Raw genomic sequence first — 21907 nt, 5'->3', positions numbered from 1 at the left:
ACAGGGGGCTTCCATGACCGAAAACCACCACGAGAATGTGCCGAGCCGGCAGCGCAGGCGTTTCCCGGGCATCTCGTCGCGTGCCTACGAACATCCCGCGGACCGCTCGGCACTGGTCGCGCTGCGCAAGCTGAGCGGCTTCGACACCGTCTTCAAGGCACTGAGCGGCCTGCTCCCGGAGCGCAGTCTCCGGCTGCTGTTCCTCTCCGACTCGGTGCGCGTGAGCGACGCGCAGTTCACGCATCTCAACGACATGCTGCGGGACGCCTGTTACATCCTGGACCTGGAGAAGGTCCCGTCGATGTACGTGACGCAGGACCCGAAGCCCAACGCGATGTGCATCGGACTGGACGAGCCGATCATCGTGGTGACCACCGGTCTGGTGGAGTTGCTGGACGAGGAGGAGATGCGGGCGGTCGTCGGCCACGAGGTCGGCCACGCGCTGTCCGGTCACGCCGTCTACCGCACGGTGCTCCTGTTCCTCACGAGCCTCGCGGTCAAGGTCGCGTGGATTCCGCTCGGCAATGTCGCGATCATGGCGATCGTGACGGCCCTGCGGGAGTGGTTCCGCAAGTCGGAGCTGTCGGCGGACCGGGCGGGGCTGCTGGTGGGGCAGGACCTCCAGGCCTCCATGCGCGGCCTGATGAAGATCGCCGGCGGCAACCACCTGCACGAGATGAACGTGGACGCGTTCCTGGAGCAGGCGCAGGAGTACGAGGCCGGCGGCGACCTCCGGGACTCCGTGCTGAAGATCCTGAACGTGCTGCCTCGCTCGCACCCCTTCACCACAGTGCGGGCCGCCGAGCTGAAGAAGTGGGCCGAGAGCCGCGACCACCAGCGGATCATGGACGGGCACTACCCGCGGCGTGAGGACGACAAGGACACCTCCGTCACGGACTCCTTCCGCGAGTCCGCGAACCACTACGCCGAGTCGGTTCGCACCAGCAAGGACCCGCTGATGAAGCTGGTGGGCGACATCGCGGGCGGTGCCGGGGACCTGGGCGGGAAACTGCGTGAGAAGTTCGCGGGCGGCTCCGGCAGGGCGGAGAGCAACGGCAGCGGCGACGTCCGGGCCGAAGCCTGACGAAGAACCGCCTCACGGTCCGCACGGGGCCGGGTGCCGGGGCGCCCGGCACTCCGGCCGTCCGGCGGGGCTGGAGGCCGGGTGCCGAGGCTCCCGGCGCCCGAGACGCCCGTACTCGGGCCGCCCGAACTCGGGGCGCCCGAACTCGGGGCGCCCGGCACCCGGGACGCCCGGCAGTCGGGCCGCGGGAGTGGGGCCCCGGAAGTCGGGCCCGGGGGGCGGGGCGCCCGGCCGGGCCGGAGGCCCTGTGCTCGGGGCGCCCGGTGGGGTCAGGTCGACGGCGGCGGGGCGACCGGCGCCAGAGCCCCGCACAGGCGCGCGGGGGCCGGGCCGGTGGCATACGGATCGGTCTTCGCGGGTCCGGTGGAGGTGGCCCGCTCTCCGGCCAGCAGCGGCCGCATCGAGCCCGCTGGGTTGTCCGAGCAGGACTGTGGGCCGGCCTGGACATGGGCGGTCAGCAGCTCCGCCCGGTGCATGCGCAGGTCCTCGCGGTCGAAGCGGAAGTGCAGCTCGCGCCGGACGGTGAAGAGCGAGGCGTCGACGTCGGCCGCCGCGCGGGCGGGCCGCACCGCGTACACGAAGGTGTGGACCGACGTCACGTCCAGGACGTCGGCCCCCGCCTCGTTGACCCGCATCGAGCCCTGGACCCGCACGGCGGTGTCGGCCAGCGTCACCTCGCCGGTGTCGAAGCGCACCAGCCAGCCGGTGGCCTCGTGCCGGCCGTCGGCGGCCGGGGACTCGACGCTGCGGTCGAACTGGGCCAGCTGGTCGGGGTCGAGCAGCAGCCGCACCTGGCGGACGGCACCGCCGGTCAGTACGTCGGGGTCGACGGAGGACTCCACCAGGTAGTCCTTGACCGTGCTGAGGGCGGTGACGACCTGGCTCTCCGAGAAGTGCACGGTGCGCCGGACCGGCGGCATGGGGATGCCCGCGGCGCCGGAGCGGAACTGGGCGGCGGGGCTCCGCGCGTACAGGTCGGCAGGCTTCCCGCCGGGTACGGGGCCCTGCGGAGCGAGCGGGACGACGGTGATCCGCAAGGGTTCGGCGCGGCGGTCGGTCACGGGCGCGTACGGGTGGCGGACACCGAGGTAGATGGCCGCGGCGAAGGCCATGGCGATCACCATCACCAGGGCCAGGGCGCCGTGCCGGGGCCGGTGGACGGCACCCCAGGCCGGGCGGGAACGGACGGCCCTGGCGTGCTCGACCATGCGCTCACGCGCGGAGTACTCCTGCAGGCGGGCAGCACGGACGAACGACTCGTCGAAGACGACCGACCGGTATTCGTCCTCACCTCCGCCGGGGAGCCCGTCGGGGGTCCCTTCGGGCGGGTCGCCACTCCTGGCCATACCTTCAGGGTAGGTCCGGGGGGCCGGGGGTAAACGCTCCGCCGCCGGTCAACTTGGCGGGCGGAAGGGGAACTCAGGGCGACCGCGGGACGGCGGAGACGGGTGGGGCGGTGTACTGGGCGGATGCCGAGGGTGCGGTGGCGCTGGGCTTGTCGACGCCTGTCGTGGCCGGGGGCGGCGGGACCTGGTTGTCGCGGCTGCCGGAGGCCCCGCGATAGACGGCGGTGAAAGCGAGGGCGACCATGCCTATGCCCATCAGCAGCGCGAGGATCCAGGCGACGGGGCGGTGCCAGCGGGCGCTGGAGCGGTAGGGCCGCAGGGTGCCGCCGTCGGGGCCGTACGGGTTGTCGTCGAGGTCGGACAGGTCGTAACCGTCGCCGTATGTCCGGCCGTACTCGCCGGGCCCGTACCCGTCGTCGTACGGCTCGTCGTCGGCCGCTCCCCCGCGGGCCCGTGCCCGGGCGGCCTCGGCCTCGGCCCGTGCCTGGGCGGCGGCCAGGAGCCGCTCCACCGCGGTGGGTTCATGGACCTCGGCGGCCCGTACGAAGTCCTCGTCGAACACCACGGAGGCGAAGTCCTCGTCCGCGCCCCCGCGGTCGTCGTCGGGCTCCCAGCCGTCCGGGAACGGCTTGCCCCCCACGTCGTCCGGCACGCCTTCAGAGTAGACCTGGGAGGTGGTTTTGGGCAGGGAGAGCGCGAACTCTCCCCCCACCGGGGCGCCCCCGGGCGCCCCCGCGAAGGGCGGCGCCCATGGGGCGCGACGGGCGGTGCCTACCGGGTGTGACCGTCGCCGGTGACGATGTACTTCGTCGACGTGAGCTCCGGGAGGCCCATCGGGCCACGGGCGTGGAGCTTCTGGGTGGAGATGCCGATCTCGGCGCCGAAGCCGAACTGGCCGCCGTCCGTGAAGCGCGTGGACGCGTTCACGGCGACCGTCGTGGAGTCCACCAGCTGGGTGAAGCGGCGGGCCGCGGCCTGCGAGGTGGTGACGATCGCCTCGGTGTGGCCGGAGGACCAGAGCCGGATGTGCGCGACGGCGGCGTCCAGCGAGTCGACGACGGCCGCGGCGATGTCGTAGGAGAGGTACTCGGTCTCCCAGTCCTCGGGCGTGGCGGGCACGACGGTGGCCTTGGTGCCCTCGGCGCGGGCCTGGATCCGCTCGTCGGCGTGGACGGTGACGCCGGCCTCGGCGAGGGCGTCCAGGGCGCGCGGCAGGAAGGCCTCGGCGATGTCCTGGTGGACGAGGAGCGTCTCGGCGGCGTTGCAGACGCTGGGCCGCTGCGCCTTGGAGTTGATCAGGATCTCGACGGCCATGTCCAGGTCGGCCTCGGCGTCGACGTACACATGGCAGTTGCCGGTGCCGGTCTCGATGACGGGGACGGTGGACTCCTCGACGACCGTGCGGATCAGGGAGGCGCCGCCCCGCGGGATGAGGACGTCGACCAGGCCTCGGGCGCGCATCAGCTCGCGGACCGAGTCGCGGGACTCGCCGGGCACGAGCTGGACGCTGTCGGCCGGCAGGCCCGCGCCGCCGACGGCGTCGCGCAGCACCCGGACGAGGGCGGTGTTGGAGGAGTACGCCGAGGAGGAGCCGCGGAGCAGTACGGCGTTGCCGGACTTCAGGCAGAGGGCGGCGGCGTCCACGGTCACGTTCGGACGGGCTTCGTAGATGATGCCGACGACGCCGAGCGGGACGCGGACCTGGCGCAGGTCGATGCCGTTGGGGAGGGTCGAGCCGCGGACGACCTCGCCGACCGGGTCGGGCAGCGCGGCCACGTCCCGGACGTCGGCGGCGATGGCGCGCACGCGCTCGGGCGTCAGCGTCAGCCGGTCGATGATCGACTCGCTGGTGCCGGCCTCGCGGGCACGGGCGACGTCTTCCGCGTTGGCCTCGACGATCTCGCTCGTGCGGACCTCCAGCGCGTCGGCGATCGCCAGCAGCGCGTCGTCCTTCGCCGCGCGCGGGAGTGGCGCGATTTCGGCGGCGGCGGCGCGGGCCCGGTAGGCGGCCTGGGCCACCGGGGACATGTCGTCGTACGGCGTGACGGACGGGGCGGAGGAGTGCGAGGTCATGCTCGCAGGGTAATGCGCCCGCGGCGGGCATCCATCACATATCCCGCACTGCGAGACGCCGAACTGAGATCCGCGCCGCCCTCCACCACCTCGCCCTGCTCCGGGCCGGTACGCACCGCGCGGGATCCGTACGTCCCTCGCGGGGTCAGTACGGGTGCACGCCCACGGGGGCGGCCGGCGGCGGGCCGTATCCCTCGGCGATCCGCTGGTGGTACGTCTCGCGGTCGATGACCTCCAGGCCGACGATCTCCCAGGGCGGCAGCTTGGCGCTCTGCCGGTGCTCGCCCCACAGCCGCAGGGCGACGGCCGCGGCGTCATGCAGGTCGCGGGCCTCCTCCCAGTACCGGATCTCGGCGTGATCGTTCGCGTACCGGCTGGTCAGCAGGAAGGGATGGTCGTGGGCGAGCTGCTCCAGCGCGCGTCTGACCTCCGTGAGCGGGGCCTCCGGGCCCGAGACGCTGAGCGTGATGTGCCACAGCTTGGACACCGGACGGTCCGGTGTGCGCGTGTCCGCTTCCCGTCCCGCGTGCCGGCCCTGATCGCCCTCGCCGAATCCGGCGTCGTCGAAGTCCGCCCCGGCCTCGACACTCGTCAGGGCGCGTTCGGTCGTCCCTCGGGGCAGGGCCCCTGGGCGCGCTCGTCTCACCGGCGGCCTCCTGTTGATGCGTTGTCGTGCTGTCACCCCGGCTTACCCCCGAAACAAAGTTGACCAGTCCTGGGCGGAACGTGGGGCCGTTTTGGTGAAGGTCTCCGACCGATGGCAGGTCTTTCAGCCGTTCTAGGGGTGGAGTACGACCAGATCGTCCCTGTGTACGACTTCTCTCTCGTATGCCGGACCCAGTTCCTTCGCCAGTTCTCGGGTGGAACGTCCCAGGAGCTGCGGCATCTCCTTCGAGTCGAAGTTGACCAGGCCCCGGGCTACGGCCCGGCCCGAGGCGTCCCGGAGCTCGACCGGATCCCCCGCGGCGAATTCGCCCTCGACCGCCGCGATACCGGCCGGGAGCAGGGACTTCCTGCCTTCGACGACGGCCCGCACGGCGCCCTCGTCGAGGATCAGCGCGCCCTGGGGGGTGGACGCGTGAGCGAGCCAGAGCAGGCGGTCGGCGGAGCGGCGCCCGGTGCGGCGGAAGTAGGTGCCTGTGTCGCGGCCGGCGAGCGCGTCGGCGGCGCGCGAGGCCGAGGTCAGGACCACGGGAACGCCCGCGGCCGCGGCGATCCGGGCCGCCTCGACCTTGGTGACCATGCCGCCGGTGCCGACGCCCGCCTTGCCGGCGGAGCCGATCTCCACGCCCTCCAGGTCGGCCGGGCCGCGGACCTCGGCGATCCGGGAGGTGCCGGGCTTGGCGGGGTCGCCGTCGTAGAGGCCGTCGACGTCGGAGAGCAGCACCAGCAGGTCGGCCCGGACGAGGTGGGCCACGAGGGCGGCGAGCCGGTCGTTGTCGCCGAAGCGGATCTCGTCCGTGGCGACGGTGTCGTTCTCGTTGACGACCGGCAGGGCGCCCATGGCGAGCAGCTGGTCGAGGGTCCGGTAGGCGTTGCGGTAGTGGGCGCGCCGACTGGTGTCGTCGGTGGTGAGGAGGACTTGGCCGACGCGGACGCCGTAGCGGGCGAAGGAGGCGGTGTAGCGGGCGACGAGCAGGCCCTGGCCGACGCTGGCGGCGGCCTGCTGGCGGGCGAGGTCCTTCGGGCGGCGGGCGAGGCCGAGGGGAGCGAGGCCGGCCGCGATGGCGCCGGAGGAGACCAGGACGATCTCCTTCTCGCCGCCGCTGCGGACCTTGGCGAGTACGTCGACGAGTGCGTCGACGCGGTCGGCGTCGAGGCCGCCGGATGCTGTGGTCAGCGAGGAGGAGCCGACCTTGACGACGATCCTGCGGGCTTCCGTTACGTACTGCCTTGCCACTGTCACGTGGGAAATCTATGCCAGGCGCGGTGATCGGCGCGCGCGCATTCCACTCGCTGGACAGCGCCGTGGACAGCGTCCGGGCGACGCGTGGCCCCCCTCCGCCAGGGTGCGACGGCCCCACTCCGCGCAAACGGAAGCGGCTGTGCGTCCGCGAACGGCACCGGGCCTCCGCACGACTCCCGCGACCGGACGGCATCCACCCTGACGGGGTGTCAACGCTGCGGGCAGGCAGGCCGTTTCGGATTTCCGGCGAAGCTCGCCCCCGACTGTTCGCGGTGCGAACGTCCACAGGTCTCATCGGCCCGGATGAGCCTCGGAGACCAACGTGTCGAAACGTCGAGCACCGGCCCTGCGGCGGGGTCCAGTCCTTGCCATCAGCACCCTGGCCGCCGCCCTCGGGGTCCTGGTCGCCGTCCCCGCGACGGGTGACACGGGCGGCGCCCGCCGCCCCGACCACCCGCGGGACCGACCACCCCCGGGACCGACCACCCCCGGGACCGACCGCCCGCGGGACCGACCGCCCGCGGGACCGAGCGGCCCCCGGGCCAGCACCGCGACTCCGCCTGTGTCATCCGGGACACCACCGCATGCGGGTGGAGCCGGCCGGGCGGGCTGGTGACGCCACCACCGCCCGGGCACGATCGGATGCGTCACGGACGCGATCTCGGCCCCCCGCGTCGGGAAGCCGGACGCGCCCCTGCCCGAGGGCGTCCGGAGGTTCTCGCCGAGGCCGACCGCACCGTCGGGACGGGGGAGGCGGCCTGCACGGCCGACCTGTTCGGCTCCGTCGGGATGACACCGAGCCGCAGGAGGCCGGTGAAAGGCGCCTGGGCGGCCTCGGCCTCCTCCATCAGCTCGACGGCGCGGCAAGCCGATCGCTCCCGTCCGGAAGCTCTGCCGGGAGGCCCGCGACGCATCGGCAGGGAGGGGATCCCGCGGGCCGTCGGCTGGGTCCGAACCGCGGGGGCGAGAAGTGGGGTGGAAAGCGGCCGATTCTGATCGGCTCGTACGGCAGTGGGAACCCGGCCGCTCCATGGGCGGCTGCACGGCCGGCGAGCCGGGCTCGTGCAGCGAGAAGAGTGGCTCACCCTCCTCGACCCGGCCACCGGCAACCACCCGTACGTCGCACGAGCGGCGCGGAGGTCCGACGGCCGTCGGTCCGGAGGGCCTCCGTACCGCTCGAACCTCCCGGCACGCCCCGCAAGGACCAGTCCCCGTGCGCGCGGGTCATCCATGGGCACCGCCTGAGCGAGGTCCTCGCCAGGCCCTGACACTCGCGGCCGCGCGGGCGGCCGCGCGCCGTGCGCCGCGCCGGGCCACCGTCAGGGGTCCGGCCGCGCCGGGCACCTCGTAGGCCTCGTCGGGGATGCCCGCGGCCGCGTCCCCGAAGTGCGGGTACGCCAGGTACTCCCGGCCGCGGCGGCGCACCCGCTCCGGCCGTTCGCCCGCCTGCACGAAACGGACGACATCCATCAGCTCGGCGGGCCTGTCCAGCTCCACACAGGTGAGCCGCAGCCGCTCCTCCGTCTTCAGCCGACGGGCGACGCCCGGGGTCCAGTACCCGGCCATCAGCGGTGCCGCCAGCTCCATCTTGCTGTGCAGGATGTCCACCGGCTGCCTGAGGACGACCGGCCCGAACTGCGGCAGCAGCGTGACCGTGAACGGTCTGATCATGAGCAGGTCGCGGTGTTCCCCCGGCGGCTCGTGGGCGGCGATGAGTTCCATCAGGGCTCTCGCCGAGTCGAAGCGGGGCACGTAACCACCGGTCTTCGTCAGGTGTTTGCCGTCCTCCCGGCCCACCAGGTAGTAGCAGACGTAGTCGGAGACGACGGAGACACCGCTGCCGCGCAGATACGCCTCCAGCGTGAACAGCGCGTCCTCGCCGGTCCTCAGGGACTCGTCGAACCGGATGCCGTGCCGGACGAGCGGCTCGCGCCGGAAGAGCTTCTGGGCGCTGAGCGTGTACTTGACGTTGGAGGTGTAGATGTCGGCGCGCTCGACGGTCTCGTTCCACATGGACTGGGCGGCACCCCGGTTGACGCCCACGGTCCTGCCGAGCACCACGTCCGTGCCGGCCCGGTCGGCCATCGCGACGAGGCGTTCCAGCGCCTCGTCGCCGAGGAAGTCGTCGGCGTCGAGGAAGAAGACGTAGCGGCCGCGGGCCAGTTCCAGGCCGGTGTTGCGGGGGCCGCCGGGCCCGCCGGAGTTGGCCTGCCGCACGAGCCGGACCGGGACCTTGGTACGGGCCGCGAACTCCTCCAGGTGGTCGCCGGTGCCGTCGGTGGAGCCGTCGTCGATCGCGATGAGCTCGATGCGGTCGGGACCGAGCGTCTGGGCCTCGACGGAGGCGAGGCACTTCACCAGGTACGGCATGGCGTCATAGGCCCCGATGATCACACTGACATCGGGAGTGGTCTCGGTCATCGGCCCCCACAGCGGCGGTAAGCGAAGAAACGGACTTTGGACGTCCGCCATGGTGCTCCCGGCGTGTTCCGGTGCCGTGACGGCACGCACAACGGCCCGTAAGTGCTCCTCGGAAGAGGGACTTACGGGCCGTGCGGTGTACGTCCGGTCAGGGTTCGGGCGGACTGCCGCGACCGGCTCAGCGGGCCACGGTCGTGGCCTCCGCACCCTGCTCCGCGACGGTGTCGAAGGCGGCGCCGGCCGGCTCGGCGCCGGCGTCGTCCTCCTGGTCCAGCTCGCCGATCCGCTGGCCGGCGAGCCGCTGGGCGACGCCCGCGTTGCGGGCCTCCGCCTTGGCGTGCAGGGCCAGCACCGCGGCGTTGAACTGCTCGATGGAGGTGGGCTCGTCGGGGCCGAGCAGGTAGCGCTTGAGCCCGCGCCGCTTCCCGGCCAGCCGGTCCGCGGCCGGGTCGGCCACCGCGGCCAGCAGCTCGTCCAGCTCGGCGGCGCTGTTGGAGAGGATGACCGCGGCCCGTACGGCGGTGTTCTGCCGCTTGAACTCCTCGGCGCCGGCCTCGGCGGAGTCCGTCACCGCGTACGGCTTGCCGCTCGCGATGAAGTCCGAGACCACGCTGGAGATGTCGGAGACCATGGCGTCGGCCTCGTTGAAGCAGTCGTACAGCTTCGGCTCGGCGCCGGTCACGACCTTGTGCTCCCACCAGCCGAACGACTGCCAGTAGGCCTCGTTCCACTCGGCCCGGAGGTGCTTGATCTCCGCGAGCCGCTGCGGGTCGGCCAGCGAGACGCGCGACTCCTCGGCCTCGTCGCCGCCCTTGCGGCCGGGGCTGGTGAGCGTGGCGAGCCGGGCCTCCACCCGGGCCAGCTCGGCGCGGGCAGCGGACTGCCGGGCCTGCGCGGCGGCGGCCTCCTTGGCCCAGCGCGGGTCGGTGGCGCGCTCGGCCGCGGCGGCGGCGACCATCTTCTTGATCCGCTCGTCGACGGCCTTGGCCTTCTTGTTGACGAGTCCGGTGAAGGGGTGCGGCTTGTAGATGACCCGGACCGGCTGCGGGGCGTTCAGCAGCCGCTTCATGATGTTCTCGCCGGCCAGCAGGAGCGAGGTGTTGCCCGGGTTGTTGTCCCAGCCCTCCCAGGTGGGGGCGTACAGGACGGTCGGGATGGGGTTCTTCGGTGTCCCGGTCCAGCTCTGGATGGGGGCGAGCTGCGGGCGGCCGACCTCGACGATGTCCTCGTCGCGGACGCCGACGTCGGCCAGGGCGTACCGGTCGCGGCCGGCCTGGCCGGCGGTCCACACCTCGTCGTACACCTTCGAGAACGGGTTGACGCTGGCGAGCTTGTCGCTGTCGCCGTGCCCGATGAAGACGTGCTTCATGGTCGGCACACGCAGCATGTGGATGTTCTTGCCGACGTTCGCCGGGTAGAGCGTCACGCGGATCGAGGAGAGGTCCATCGCCATCAGGTGCTGGCCGCCGGGCACGCAGAGGATCGGTACGGAGGTGGGCGGCAGCTTCCGTACCAGGGTCCGCTCCCGCATGATGATCAGCGGCCGGCCCTCGACCTGCTCCATCGTCTCCAGCCACATGTTGACCTGGTACGCGGAGTCGTCGCCGCCCGAGAAGTAGAGCGCGACCGTCGGCTGGTACTCGCCCAGCCAGGCGGCCACGGCCTTGAGGACGGCGGGCGTGCTCGGCACCCGGCGCTTGCGGCGCAGGTAGGGCACGAGGACGGCGGTGTAGAGCAGGCCCAGAGCGAGCGTGGTGGCCACACCCGCGTAGGCGACGACGTTCCGGCCGGTGGCCGCTGCGACGATCACGCCGGCGACCGCGGGGATGTCGAGGTGGAGCATCTTCTCGGCGGAGCGGTTCAGCAGCGCCTTCGGCGGGGCGTCCGGGATGCGCACCGCGTTGAGGTCGATGTTCCGGGTGACGACCGGCATCGTGCGGCGCAGGCGGATGAGGGTGGCCAGGGCGCCCTGCGGCGCCTGGAGGCCGTAGAAGAGCAGGAAGCAGGCGACCGCGGCGTAGAACACCGGCTGTTCGGCGAGGTTCTCACGGGCGAGCAGCAGGATCAGCAGCAATTGACGCAGCAGGAAGCGGATCGGCAGACCGGCGCGGACCTTGCTGAGTCGATTGATCAGATAGCTGTTCTTCTGGTGCAGATACCAGTCGGTGACATAAGTGACGGCACCGGCGGCCGCGAAGAACCAGATATTCGGGATCAGCGCGGCGAGCATGACGGCGGGGTAACTCAGTCCCATGAGGACTGCCGCAGCCAGCTCTGACGCACTGCCCACGCGTGCCAGGCGAATGGCGGTCGAAATCACGAAGAACCTGCTCCAGAGGGGGGTGCCGGTTTATTCACAACAAGGAGATTCGCGTGAAGTTGCGGCTTCACGAACTCGGGCCCCTGTATTCGCGAAGCGACACAGAGGCCCGAATTACGAATCCGACGAGTATTACACATCTTCCTGGCGGTCCAGTACGGCCGCCAGGGCCTGCTCGAAGCCCGACGCCTCGCTGGCCCCGCGGGTGGGGTCCTGCTGGCGGACGTCGATGACATGGCCGGTGAGCTCGGAAAGCAGCACGTCCAGCGAGGTCCGGGCCACGGCCTCGGAGGACAGCAGCGATCCGGCGGGCTCCTGGCCGAACGCCTTCGTACGCATCGGTGTCGCGGTGCGTTCCGGATTGACGCAATTCACCCTGATCCCGTCGCCCGCCCATTCGTCGGCAAGCGCCTGGGTGAGATTCACCATGGCGGCCTTGGTCGACGAGTAAAGGCTGTATTCGGCGCGGCCGCGGGTGTAGCTGGAGGAGGTGTAGAGGAGCAGCTGCCCCTTGGTCTCGGCCAGGTACTTGTACGACGCGCGCGCGATCTGCACGGGTGCCAGGTAATTGACGTTCAGCGCTTCCTGAATGGTCGCGTTGTCCGTCTCGGCGAGCTTGCCGATGCGCAGCACGCCCGCCGTGTTGATCACGTAGTCGATACGGCCGCTCTCGGCGTACGCCTTGGCCAGCGCGGCGTCGACGTGTTCCGGGTTCTCGACATGCGTGCCGGTGGTGGAGCGGCCCAGCGCGTACACCGTGGCGCCGTACTGCTCGGCGAGTGCGGCGATGTCCGCGCCGATGCCGTACGAGCCGCCGAAGACGACGAAGGTCTTGCCGGCCAGCAACTCGCGGTAGGCGGCCTCGTCGGCCTGGCGGGGGGCGGCGGTGGAGGCCAGCTGGAACAGCTTGTCGGCGATGAAGACGTCGACGGGCTGGGTGACCTTCATGTTGTACTCGTCGCCCGGCACGACGTGGATCGGCACGTCCGGCAGGTACTTCAGTACGACGCTGCAGTCGTCCGTCGCCTGGAAGTTGGGGTCGCCGGCCGCGACTTCGTACGCCTTGCGGATCGTGGAGAGCTTGAAGGCCTGCGGGGTCTGGCCCCGGCGCAGCCGGGAACGGTCCGGGACGTCGGTGATGAACTCGCCGTCCTCGCCGTGGGTGCGGGTCACGATGATCGTGTCCGCGGACGGGATGGCGACGTCCACGGCCTGGAACCGCTCCAGGGCGTCGACACAGTCCTTGATGACGCGCTGTGACAGAAGCGGACGGACAGCGTCATGGAAGAGGACGTTGAGGTCCTCGCCCTCCGTGAGCCCCTCGCCGAGAGCGGCGATGGCCCGCTCGGTGGTCTCGTTGCGGGTGGAGCCACCCTCGATGACACGGGTGACCTTGGTCAGCCCGGCCTTGGCGATGATCTTCTCGACGTCGGGCACGAAACCCGGCGCCATCAGCACGATCACGTCGTCGACGGACTCCGCCTGCTCGAAGATCGTCAGCGTGTGCTCGATGACCGCCTTGCCCGCGATCTTCAGCAGCTGCTTCGGGATCGCGAGTCCCACGCGCTGGCCGGTGCCCCCGGCGAGCACGACCGCCGTGGTGCGAGTCTTGGCTTCATGCGGCACTGACACAGAACGACCTACCTTGCGACGAGTGGGGGACGGGCTGATGGTCGCACTCTCCGTGAGCGTCTCGCAAGGCGGGCATCAGGGGCCTCACGCCCACTGGACACCGTCTGTTCACCCTGTGGCCAGGGAGACCGCCGGAGCGCCGCGCGGGGCCTTCGGTGACCGACATCACGTATGACTTCACTGGTTCGACTTGTCCACGACATTGAGCACGAGTTCGTTGGCGGCGCTGTAGAAGACCTTGGCGACGACCCGCTCCTGGGGCCTGCCGGACAGCTTTCTGACGACCGCGAGGGTACGGGCGAGCGGCTTCTTCTTGAGCAGTTCGGTCGCCGGATACGGATGCAGTGAGCCCTTCTCGACCACGTCGTCGAGGAGGCGGCCGAGCCGCGCGGGCTCGGCGTCCGGCGCGGGCCGCACCCACAGGTCCCACACATCGTGAACGTCCTGCTGACGACCCGCGGGTTCGGTCCAGGGCACGGTGAAAAGGAAACCGGCGGTGCCCCGGCGGGTGCCGGGGAAGGACAGCTCGGCGGGGTGGGCGCCGCGGCGACGCAGCAGGAGAACCGGTTCGGCGCTCACACGGTCCGCCGCCTCGCCGAAGAACCGTCCGGTCACGGCGACCTTCCGGTCGTCGACCCGGATGGCATCGACCTCGGCGTGGCTCCGCCGCACCCAGGAGCGGAGGGTCAGGACACCGCGCCTGGTGAAGGGGACGAGGTGGCGGACGGGCCCGCCGTCCGCTTCCGCCCGGTCCGCCGCGCGCATCGTGCCGCGCTGGTCGACGGCACGGGTGACGAGGCCCACACGCTCGCCCGAGCCGGGCAGTTCCGCCTCGCAGGGCCAGACGCCCTCCGGGAAGGCGGTGTCGGCGGGGACGGTCGCGACGCCTCGGCCGTCGAAGGGGAACGCGTGGTCCGCGACGATCAGCCGGGTCGCCCGGCCGGGCACGAGGAGCGTGACGCTGAGTGTGCCGTCGGAGGACGCGACGCAGTCGGCGACGGGAGCGGAGGGGGCGCCGGCCTCCTGCGGTGCGGGGCCGCTGCGGGCCTGCTGGGTGACGACCGCGCCGAGTTCGGCGAAGAGCTCCTCGTACTGCTTGGCCACCGGGACCGGGTCGAAGCGGCGGCCGGCCGCCAGCGCGGCGGCGCCCATGCGGCGGCGCTCGTCCGGGTCGTCGATCAGCCTCAGCAGAGCCGCGGCGATGGCGTCGACGTCGCCGACCGGGACGAGCAGGCCGTCCTCACCGTCCTGGATGATCTCGCGCGGGCCGTAGTCGCAGTCGGTGGAGACGACGGGCAGGCCACAGCGCATCGCCTCGACGAGGGTCATGCCGAAGGACTCGTGGCGGGAGGTGGAGACGGCGATGGCGCCCTTGACCCATTCCGGCTCGATGGGCGAGCGCGGGCCCATGAGGTGGACGCTGTTGTGGAGGCCGAGGTCGTCGATCTTCTTGCGGAGCCGGTCCTTCTGGTTGCCCCAGCCGCAGATGCGCAGGGTCCACTCCGGGCGTACGGCCACGACCTTGGCGAACGCCTCGATCAGCACCTGGTACTGCTTCTCGGACGCCAGCCGCCCGGCGGCGACGACGGTGGTGCCGGAGGTGTCGGAGGGCGCGACGACCGGTTCCGGAACGCTGTTGGGTATGGAGAGGACGCGGGTGTCCGGCAGCGGCATGTGCTGCCGCCAGGAAGCGGCGTCACCCTCGGAGACGGTGACGAACGCGTCGAGCCTGCCCAGGTGCGCGGCCATCTCCGCCCGCAGGGCGGGCTTGTGGTGATGGTGCGTCATGTGCTCCTGGCCGATGAGCACCGCGCCCTCCGGCGCGAACCGGCCGACGTACGCGACGAGTCCGGGCCGCGTGCCGATGACGACGTCGGCGTCGGATCCGGCGTAGTGGTCCCGGACGCGCTCGTCGGTGAGCCGGCTGTACTCCTTGTACCGCGCCTCGTTGCGGGGGAAGTGCTCGGCGGGCTGGAGATGCCGCTCGTGCTTCTTCTCGTTCGTGGGCGAGGAGGGGCGGGTGTCGACGAGAGGGACGACGGTGATGCGGGGGTCGATCGCGAACAGCGGCTCGTCGCGGTGCCGGAAGACGGAGACGATCTCGACCTCGTGCCGGCCGGCGAGCTCTTCCGCGAGATTCAGCGTGGTGCGGATGGTGCCGCCGATGCCGTAGATGGTGTGGATGAGGAAGGAGACCTTCATCAACGCTCCGTTCAAGTTCAGCCGGGGCACCTGCGGCCCCGCCCCCGGCATACAAGACGGAGGTCGGAGACATCAGGTTGTGCCGCCGGCCGACTTGAACCTCACACATCGACCCAATCGCACCGGAGCCGCCCAGGGCGGCACACGGTGGTGCCGGACGGGCACAGGACCCGTCCGGCACGAGTGCCCGCCAGGGCGTGCCCTAGAACGGGTTGAAGTCGTCGAACTCGCGCTGCGCCTCGTCGCGCTCCGCCTCGCGGTCCTTGCGACGCTGGGCCGCGGGACGCGGGGCCTCGAAGCGGTGGTCCTCGCCACGGCGGCCCAGCATCTCCGCGCCGGCCATCATGGTGGGCTCCCAGTCGAAGACGACCGCGTCGTCCTCGGGGCCGATGGCGACGCCGTCGCCCGCGCGGGCGCCGGCCTTCATCAGCTCCTCCTCGACACCGAGGCGGTTGAGGCGGTCCGCCAGGTAGCCGACGGCCTCGTCGTTGTTGAAGTCCGTCTGGCGCACCCAGCGCTCCGGCTTCTCGCCCCGCACGCGGAAGAGACCGTCCTCCTCGCGCGTGACGGTGAAGCCCGCGTCGTCGACCGCCTTCGGGCGGATGACGATCCGGGTCGCCTCCTCCTTCGGCTTGGCCGCGCGGGCCTTGGCCACGATGTCGGCCAGTGCGAACGACAATTCCTTCAGGCCCAGGTGGGCGACGGCCGACACCTCGAAGACGCGGTAGCCGCGTGCCTCCAGATCCGGGCGGATCATGTCGGCGAGGTCCTTGCCGTCCGGGATGTCGATCTTGTTGAGGACGACGATGCGCGGGCGGTCGTCGAGGCCGCCGTACTGCTTCAGCTCCTCCTCGATGACGTCGAGGTCGGAGACCGGGTCGCGGTGCGACTCCAGCGTCGCCGTGTCGAGCACGTGCACCAGCACCGAGCAGCGCTCGACGTGGCGCAGGAACTCCAGGCCGAGGCCCTTGCCCTGGCTGGCGCCCGGGATCAGGCCCGGCACGTCGGCGATGGTGTAGACGGTGGAGCCGGCGGTGACGACGCCCAGGTTCGGCACGAGCGTCGTGAAGGGGTAGTCGGCGATCTTCGGCTTCGCGGCGGACAGCACGGAGATCAGCGAGGACTTGCCCGCGCTCGGGTAGCCCACCAGGGCCACGTCGGCGACGGTCTTGAGCTCGAGGACGATGTCGCCGGAGCGGCCGGGCTCGCCGAGCAGGGCGAAGCCGGGGGCCTTGCGGCGGGCGGAGGCCAGCGCCGCGTTGCCGAGGCCGCCGCGGCCTCCCTCGGCCGCGACGTACGACGTGCCGTGGCCGACGAGGTCGGCGAGGACCTCACCGTTCTTGTCGAGGACGACCGTGCCGTCCGGCACGGGCAGGACCAGGTCCTGGCCGTCCTTGCCGGAGCGGTTGCCGCCCTCACCGGGCTTGCCGTTCGTGGCCTTGCGGTGCGGCGAGTGGTGGTAGTCCAGCAGTGTGGTGATCGACTGGTCGACGACCAGGATCACGTCACCGCCGCGCCCGCCGTTCCCGCCGTCGGGCCCGCCGAGCGGCTTGAACTTCTCCCGGTGGACGGAGGCACAGCCGTGACCTCCGTTACCCGCGGCGACGTGCAGCTCGACGCGGTCCACGAAGGTGGTCATGTGGGTGCCTCCAGTACGTACGGATGGAAATGTCTTACGGTGCTGCGTCTATTTACGCCGCATCTCTTCACAACATGCGAAAGGCGGACCCGCTTCCCGCACGTGCCGTGCGAGAGAGGTCCGCCTCCGCGAAGAAAAATCAGGCAGCGGTCGGAACGATGTTCACGACCTTGCGGCCGCGGAACGTACCGAACTGCACCGCACCGGCCTGCAGCGCGAACAGCGTGTCGTCGCCGCCACGGCCGACGCCCGTGCCGGGGTGGAAGTGCGTGCCACGCTGGCGGACCAGGATCTCACCGGCGTTGACGACCTGACCGCCGAAGCGCTTCACGCCGAGCCGCTGAGCGTTGGAGTCGCGACCGTTCCGGGTGGACGATGCGCCCTTCTTGTGTGCCATGTCTCCTCAGTCCCTTACTTCGCAGCCGTCGGGATCGCCGTGACCTTGATCGCCGTGTACTGCTGGCGGTGGCCCTGACGACGGCGGTAGCCGGTCTTGTTCTTGTAGCGCAGGATGTCGATCTTGGCGCCCTTGTGGTGGTCCACGACCTCGGCCTGGACCTTGATGCCGGCCAGCACCCACGGGTCGCTGGTCACGGAGTCGCCGTCGACAACGAGCAGGGTCGAGAGCTCGACCGTGTCGCCAACCTTGGCAGTGGAAATCTTGTCAACCTCAACGATGTCGCCGACAGCAACCTTGTGCTGGCGACCACCGCTGCGCACGATGGCGTACACGCGGATCTCTCTCTCGCTCGGAACGGGAACCCCTGATGCCAGCCGCCCGCACGGACCGGCGAGGTCCGTGACTGTCCGGGTGGGACGAGCGGCCTCTCCGGGCAGGCCCGGAGGGAGGTGCTCAGGAGTTGGCGCGCATGGAAACACGCCGACGGTCAAGGTTACGGTCCGCGCTCCAGGGGGTCAAACCGGCCCCGACCGCGCGTCCCCCGGGTTGAATGCCCCCGTGTCCCTGCGTTCCTTGATCACGATGCCCCGGGTGCTGCGCCACGGCTCGGCCGTCGGCGCCGAACTGCCCCCCGACGACGCCGTCGCCCTCGACGCCCCTGTCTCCGCCGTCCTGCGGGCCGCGCTGACCGCCGCGTCCGCCGGCGACCACGGCCCGGCCCGCGAGCTGCTCGCGGCGACGAGGCTCGGTGCCGAGTGGGAGCGGCGCAGTGTCTACGTCTCCGAGCTCGCCGGGGCCGCGCTGCACAGCCCCGGCTGGCTGGACGCCTGGCTGGACGCGGCTCCGGACGACCCGGACGCCGTGCTGGTCAAGGCCGATCTGTGCGTCCGGCAGGCCTGGGAGATACGCACCGGCCACCGTGCCGAGCAGGTCTCGCGCGAACAGTTCCGCGCGTTCTTCACGCTCCTCGGCGACGCCGTGCCGGTGATCTCCACGGCCGCCGAGCTGAACCCCACCGACCCGGTGCCGTGGGAGATCGCACTGACCCACGCGCGCGGAGCGCGGGCCACGCGGGAGGTGTTCGACCGGTACTGGGCCGAGGCCACCGCCCGCTCTCCGCACCACTACGGCTGCCACGCCACGGCCCTCCAGTACCTGTGCGCGAAGTGGTACGGCTCGCACGAGGAGATGTTCGACTTCGCCGAGCGGGCCGCGGACGGCGCGCTGCCCGGCTCGAAGCTGCACGCCCTGCCCCTGATGGCGGCGGTCGAGTACGAGGTCGTGTCCCGCGCCCGCGACAGCGGCACGGTCCCCGCGGGGCGGATCGCCGCGGCCGTCGAGCGGGCCCTGGACCTGTCGCGGCACTACGAGCCGGGCGACCCGGAGGCGGCCGGGTTCCGCAACCACCTGGCGCTGATGCTGGTGCTGGCCAAGCGGTGGCCGGAGGCGCTGGAGACCTTCCGGGCGATCGACGTGCACGCCCGCAGCCACCCGTGGGGGTACCTGGGCGACGCCCGTAAGGAGTTCCTGGAGTTCCGCACCGGGGTGCGGATCCAGATCGCCTCGCGGACCCCGCTCTTCGGCTCCCCTCCCCCGCCCGCCGCCCCGCTCACCGCCCGGCCCGCCACCCGGGCGGTGGCGATCGCGCTCGCCGCGCCGCCGAAGGTCGCCGAGGCGGCGCTGATGTGCGGGGTCCCGCTGCGCATCGCACCGGCGTACCGGGGCCCGGGCGGGGGTCCGGCCGCCAGCTATGTGGAGATCGTGCCCGGCCACGCACCCGGGCGGCGGGCCGCCCTGATCGGCGGCGACCCGCTGACCACCGCCGCCGACACCTTCACCACCGGTGAGAAGTGGCCGACGCTGGTCCTGCGCCGCACCGGCGACCGGTGCGGGTTCACCGCCCTGCACAAAGGCAGGGAGGTCGCCGCCCACGAGTGGGACGAGGCCGGCCCCGTGCCCGATCACGCGACCGCGGCCGCCACGGCCGAGGCCCTGGCCGCGGTGTTCGCCGTCCGCGACCCCAGACCGCTGGTGTCCCTGCTGCGCGCCACCGGCGCCCCGGCCCGCCGCCCTCGCGAACTGGTCGCCGCCCTCGGCCTGCCGCCGCTGCCCGAGGGGTTCGGCGAGCGCCCGGAGGTCCTCGCCGGTCTGCCGGGCGCGGGTGTGCTCGCCAAGCGGGGCTTCCTGGCGGGGATGCGGGACACCCTGGCGGACGACCCGCGGCTGCTGCTGACGCCCGAGACGGCGCCGGCCCCGGCGCGACCGCTGCGCTGGTGGCTTCTGCGCCTCGTGGGGCTGCTGGTGTTCGCGCCCGCGGCGGCGTACTCCTGGTGGTCGCCGGACGTCGGCTGGATCCGTGCCCTGCTGACCACCTTCGCGGCGGCGGTGCTCGGCGGGCAGCTGACGTCCGCCCGGCGGGCGGCCCGGGCCCGGGAGGGCTGAGACGGCCCCGGCACCCGTATGCTCGCCGGGCGAAGACGCACACCGGAAGCCGGAAGGCAGAGCACAGTGAATTACAGGGTCCAGCCCACCGCCCAGGTCGCCGACACCGCCGAGATCGGCGCCGGGAGCAGCGTGTGGGAGCTCGCGCAGATCCGCGAGGACGCCAGGCTCGGTGAGGGCTGCGTCGTCGGCCGCGGTGCCTACGTCGGCACGGGCGTGCGCATGGGCGACAACTGCAAGCTGCAGAACTACGCCCTGGTCTACGAGCCGGCCGAGCTCGGCGACGGTGTCTTCATCGGCCCCGCCGTCGTCCTCACCAACGACCACAACCCGCGCTCGGTCGACCCCGACTTCAAGCAGAAGCGCGGCGGTGACTGGGAAGCCGTGGGCGTGAAGATCGCCGACGGTGCCTCGATCGGTGCGCGCTCGGTGTGCGTGGCGCCGCTGGAGATCGGCCGTTGGGCCATGGTCGCCGCGGGAGCGGTCGTCACCAAGGACGTCCCGGACTTCGCGCTGGTCGTCGGTGTGCCGGCGCGGCAGGTCGGCTGGGTCGGCCGGGCCGGCGTCAAGCTGGTGGAGCGGGCCGGTGAGCCGGGCGTGTGGGAGTGCCCCAAGACCGGTGCGCTGTTCGACGAGAAGGACGGCGCACTGACCGAGCGCGCCGCCTGATCCGTCGGGTCGTGAAGCGGGACGGCCGGTCCGGGCAGTGCCCGGACCGGCCGTCCCGCTTCACTCCTTCTCCGTCACCTCAGACCCGGGTCCAGGCGTCCAGGGCCAGACCCGACTCGGCCTTCTGGCGGGCGACCCGCAGCGTGCCGTCGGTGCCGAACGCCGCCATCACCACCCGGCCGCGCCCGTCGACGGCCAGCGCGGGGGCACCCACGCACGGCTCGCCGGTCTGCGTCCAGGTCGCGCCGAGGGACTCGTCCTCCGTCGGGTAGGCGGCCAGGGCCGGCCGCCCGGTCGCCGCGTCCCGCCGGGCCATGATCGTGCAGTCGACGCCGTCCACCGCGGTACGCAGCAGGGCGACCGGGCCGGAGCCCGCGCCCGTGCCGAGCGTGGCCGGCGCCTTGTCCGAGGGCCGCCAGGCGCGCACCGTGTGGTCGTCGGCGTCGTGCCAGAAGTGGGTGAGCCGGCCCGCGCCGGTGCGCTCGCTGGTGAGGGAGCCCGCCTCGGCCCTGGCCGGGATGTCCTCCGCGCGCTGGAACTTCACGCCCACCGTCTCCTGCGTCCAGCGCATCACGCGGTCCGCGGTCGAAGCGGTGAGCTCCATCAGACCGTCGTTGGTGATCGAGGCCGAGATCCGGCCGACGATCCCGCTGCCCTTGAGGTCGGCCCACTTGTTCCATTTGCCCGAGGGCACCTGGGCGCGCCCGCAGATCCCGCCGCCCACGTTGCGCACGAAGACGTGCAGCGAGCCCTCGGAGTCGACGACCGCGGCGGGCGGACCGATCTTCTCGGCGAGTGCGGGGTCGTTGGGGTACGGGTTGCCGACCGGGCACCAGTCCCGCACGGCCAGGCCCGACTGGTACTGGAGCGCGTACACCACGTCGGTGCCGGTGGTGCCGTCCTTGAGCCGGGAGCGGCGCAGGCCGACCAGGTGGACGTAGCCGTCGGCGCCCTGGGCTATGGACAGGTGCGGCAGCACGCCGGGGGCCGGGATCACCTCGGGGCCGGTCCACTCCGGACCGCCGGGGAACTTCTCGGTCCAGCGCAGCACGCCGTCCTTGACGGGGGCGTACGCCGTGAGCCTGCCGTCCTTGCCGCGCACCAGCCAGTCCGTGGTCGGCGGGAGGCTGCTGTCGACGACCGGCGTCCGGCCCGGCTTACCGCGCGATGCCGTGTCCCCGGAACGCTCGGCATTCGGACGCTTGGTTCTGCGCGCGGACCACACCGCCATGGCTCACCGTCGACCTTCCCCTGATCAGTTCCCCCAAGCTTGCGCGACCATAGCATTTTGGCAGGTCGCCCAGGGTCCCCCGGACGGCTCTGCCGTGGCACCCTCGGGGCGTGCGCACTCTTCTCGTCGTGGACGCCGCGAACGTGGTCGGATCGGTGCCCGACGGCTGGTGGCGGGACCGCCGGGCGGCCGCCGGGCGACTGCGGGACCGGCTCGTGCCGTACGCCCGGGAGGGGCTGGCCGGCCACCCCGGCCCGCTGGACGTGGTGCTCGTCGTGGAGGGCCGGGCCCGGGGCGTGGAGCCGGTGGCCGGGGTGCGGATCGACGAGGCGCCGGGCAGTGGCGACGACCGGGTCGTCGAGCTGGCCGCGGAGGCTGCCGGGGTGGGCCGCGGCTGTGTGGTGGTGACCGCGGACCGGGAACTGCGGGAGCGGGTGGCGGAGTACGCGGTGTGCGTCGGCCCGCGGTCCGTGCGCCCCTGAATGCGCCGGCCTGACCCCGTTCGAACCTCCCGCCCAAAGCCCGGTTCAACTGTTCACGGA

General features: G+C 72.1%; 17 protein-coding genes. 4 read left to right on the top strand and 13 right to left on the bottom strand.

Annotated elements, in window-relative coordinates:
- Positions 1–13 precede the first annotated feature (13 nt).
- Positions 14–1084: a M48 family metallopeptidase gene (locus ACY34K_RS07795; protein WP_462745157.1), complete on the top strand. Its 1071-nt coding sequence runs from the start codon at positions 14–16 to the stop codon at positions 1082–1084.
- Between the two features lie 269 nt (positions 1085–1353).
- On the opposite strand, the gene ACY34K_RS07790 is transcribed toward ACY34K_RS07795, so the two are convergent.
- The 12 genes from ACY34K_RS07790 to rplU all read right to left on the bottom strand — a co-directional run bounded on the left by ACY34K_RS07790 (position 1354) and on the right by rplU (position 17355).
- Positions 1354–2430: an SCO2583 family membrane protein gene (locus tag ACY34K_RS07790; RefSeq protein ID WP_462745155.1), complete on the bottom strand. Its 1077-nt coding sequence runs from the start codon at positions 2428–2430 to the stop codon at positions 1354–1356.
- 73 nt (positions 2431–2503) lie between these two features.
- Positions 2504–3082 (bottom strand): SCO2584 family spore wall biosynthesis protein, encoded by a 579-nt coding sequence (locus ACY34K_RS07785; protein ID WP_462745153.1) that lies wholly within the window; start codon positions 3080–3082, stop codon positions 2504–2506.
- A gap of 119 nt (positions 3083–3201) precedes the next feature.
- Positions 3202–4503 carry a glutamate-5-semialdehyde dehydrogenase gene (locus ACY34K_RS07780; RefSeq protein WP_462745151.1) on the bottom strand — a complete coding sequence of 434 codons (1302 nt, stop codon included), beginning with the start codon at positions 4501–4503 and terminating at the stop codon, positions 3202–3204.
- A 145-nt stretch (positions 4504–4648) separates the two neighbouring features.
- On the bottom strand, positions 4649–5149 hold the full coding sequence (locus ACY34K_RS07775; protein WP_462745149.1) for a hypothetical protein: 501 nt from the start codon (positions 5147–5149) through the stop codon (positions 4649–4651).
- Positions 5150–5281: 132 nt separating this feature from the next.
- Positions 5282–6409 (bottom strand): glutamate 5-kinase, encoded by a 1128-nt coding sequence (proB, locus tag ACY34K_RS07770; RefSeq protein WP_462745147.1) that lies wholly within the window; start codon positions 6407–6409, stop codon positions 5282–5284.
- A gap of 1224 nt (positions 6410–7633) precedes the next feature.
- On the bottom strand, positions 7634–8830 hold the full coding sequence (locus ACY34K_RS07765) for a glycosyltransferase family 2 protein (protein WP_462745145.1): 1197 nt from the start codon (positions 8828–8830) through the stop codon (positions 7634–7636).
- Positions 8831–9008: 178 nt separating this feature from the next.
- Entirely contained in the window at positions 9009–11150 is a 2142-nt protein-coding gene (locus tag ACY34K_RS07760; protein WP_462745143.1) for a hypothetical protein, read from the bottom strand.
- 132 nt (positions 11151–11282) lie between these two features.
- Positions 11283–12782 carry an SDR family NAD(P)-dependent oxidoreductase gene (locus ACY34K_RS07755; protein WP_462745141.1) on the bottom strand — a complete coding sequence of 500 codons (1500 nt, stop codon included), beginning with the start codon at positions 12780–12782 and terminating at the stop codon, positions 11283–11285.
- A gap of 177 nt (positions 12783–12959) precedes the next feature.
- Positions 12960–14984, bottom strand: a complete 2025-nt coding sequence (locus ACY34K_RS07750; protein WP_462745139.1) for a glycosyltransferase family 4 protein — start codon at positions 14982–14984, stop codon at positions 12960–12962.
- Positions 14985–15186: 202 nt separating this feature from the next.
- The gene (gene obgE, locus ACY34K_RS07745) at positions 15187–16623 is read right to left on the bottom strand and encodes a GTPase ObgE (protein WP_462745138.1); all 1437 of its coding nucleotides are present in this window, start codon (positions 16621–16623) and stop codon (positions 15187–15189) included.
- 139 nt (positions 16624–16762) lie between these two features.
- Positions 16763–17020: a 50S ribosomal protein L27 gene (gene rpmA, locus ACY34K_RS07740; RefSeq protein WP_462745136.1), complete on the bottom strand. Its 258-nt coding sequence runs from the start codon at positions 17018–17020 to the stop codon at positions 16763–16765.
- A gap of 14 nt (positions 17021–17034) precedes the next feature.
- Positions 17035–17355, bottom strand: coding sequence for a 50S ribosomal protein L21 (gene rplU, locus ACY34K_RS07735; protein WP_031070416.1), 321 nt, complete (start codon positions 17353–17355; stop codon positions 17035–17037).
- Positions 17356–17581: 226 nt separating this feature from the next.
- On the opposite strand from rplU, the gene ACY34K_RS07730 reads away from it, so the two are divergent.
- Complete coding sequence (locus ACY34K_RS07730; RefSeq protein ID WP_462745133.1) at positions 17582–19465, top strand: hypothetical protein; 1884 nt, start codon at positions 17582–17584, stop codon at positions 19463–19465.
- Between the two features lie 66 nt (positions 19466–19531).
- Positions 19532–20134 carry an acyltransferase gene (locus ACY34K_RS07725; RefSeq protein WP_462745131.1) on the top strand — a complete coding sequence of 201 codons (603 nt, stop codon included), beginning with the start codon at positions 19532–19534 and terminating at the stop codon, positions 20132–20134.
- A gap of 79 nt (positions 20135–20213) precedes the next feature.
- Here the strand turns inward: ACY34K_RS07725 and ACY34K_RS07720 are convergent, their stop codons facing one another.
- Positions 20214–21365 (bottom strand): PLL family lectin, encoded by a 1152-nt coding sequence (locus ACY34K_RS07720; protein ID WP_462745129.1) that lies wholly within the window; start codon positions 21363–21365, stop codon positions 20214–20216.
- Positions 21366–21475: 110 nt separating this feature from the next.
- Between ACY34K_RS07720 and ACY34K_RS07715 the strand changes: the two genes are divergently transcribed.
- Positions 21476–21847 carry an NTP pyrophosphohydrolase gene (locus tag ACY34K_RS07715; protein ID WP_462745127.1) on the top strand — a complete coding sequence of 124 codons (372 nt, stop codon included), beginning with the start codon at positions 21476–21478 and terminating at the stop codon, positions 21845–21847.
- The last annotated feature ends 60 nt before the right edge of the window (positions 21848–21907 follow it).

Source organism: Streptomyces sp. STAM6 (assembly GCF_054963715.1).
This window is presented reverse-complemented; position numbering and strand designations above follow the sequence as displayed.

Excerpts from the sequence above, each read along its gene's own strand:
- ACY34K_RS07795 (WP_462745157.1), top strand. The coding sequence starts at position 14 with ATGACCGAAAACCACCACGAGAATGTGCCGAGCCGGCAGCGCAGGCGT.
- ACY34K_RS07790 (WP_462745155.1), bottom strand. The coding sequence starts at position 2,430 with ATGGCCAGGAGTGGCGACCCGCCCGAAGGGACCCCCGACGGGCTCCCC.
- ACY34K_RS07780 (WP_462745151.1), bottom strand. The coding sequence starts at position 4,503 with ATGACCTCGCACTCCTCCGCCCCGTCCGTCACGCCGTACGACGACATG.
- ACY34K_RS07765 (WP_462745145.1), bottom strand. The coding sequence starts at position 8,830 with ATGACCGAGACCACTCCCGATGTCAGTGTGATCATCGGGGCCTATGAC.
- ACY34K_RS07750 (WP_462745139.1), bottom strand. The coding sequence starts at position 14,984 with ATGAAGGTCTCCTTCCTCATCCACACCATCTACGGCATCGGCGGCACC.
- obgE (WP_462745138.1), bottom strand. The coding sequence starts at position 16,623 with ATGACCACCTTCGTGGACCGCGTCGAGCTGCACGTCGCCGCGGGTAAC.
- rpmA (WP_462745136.1), bottom strand. The coding sequence starts at position 17,020 with ATGGCACACAAGAAGGGCGCATCGTCCACCCGGAACGGTCGCGACTCC.
- ACY34K_RS07720 (WP_462745129.1), bottom strand. The coding sequence starts at position 21,365 with ATGGCGGTGTGGTCCGCGCGCAGAACCAAGCGTCCGAATGCCGAGCGT.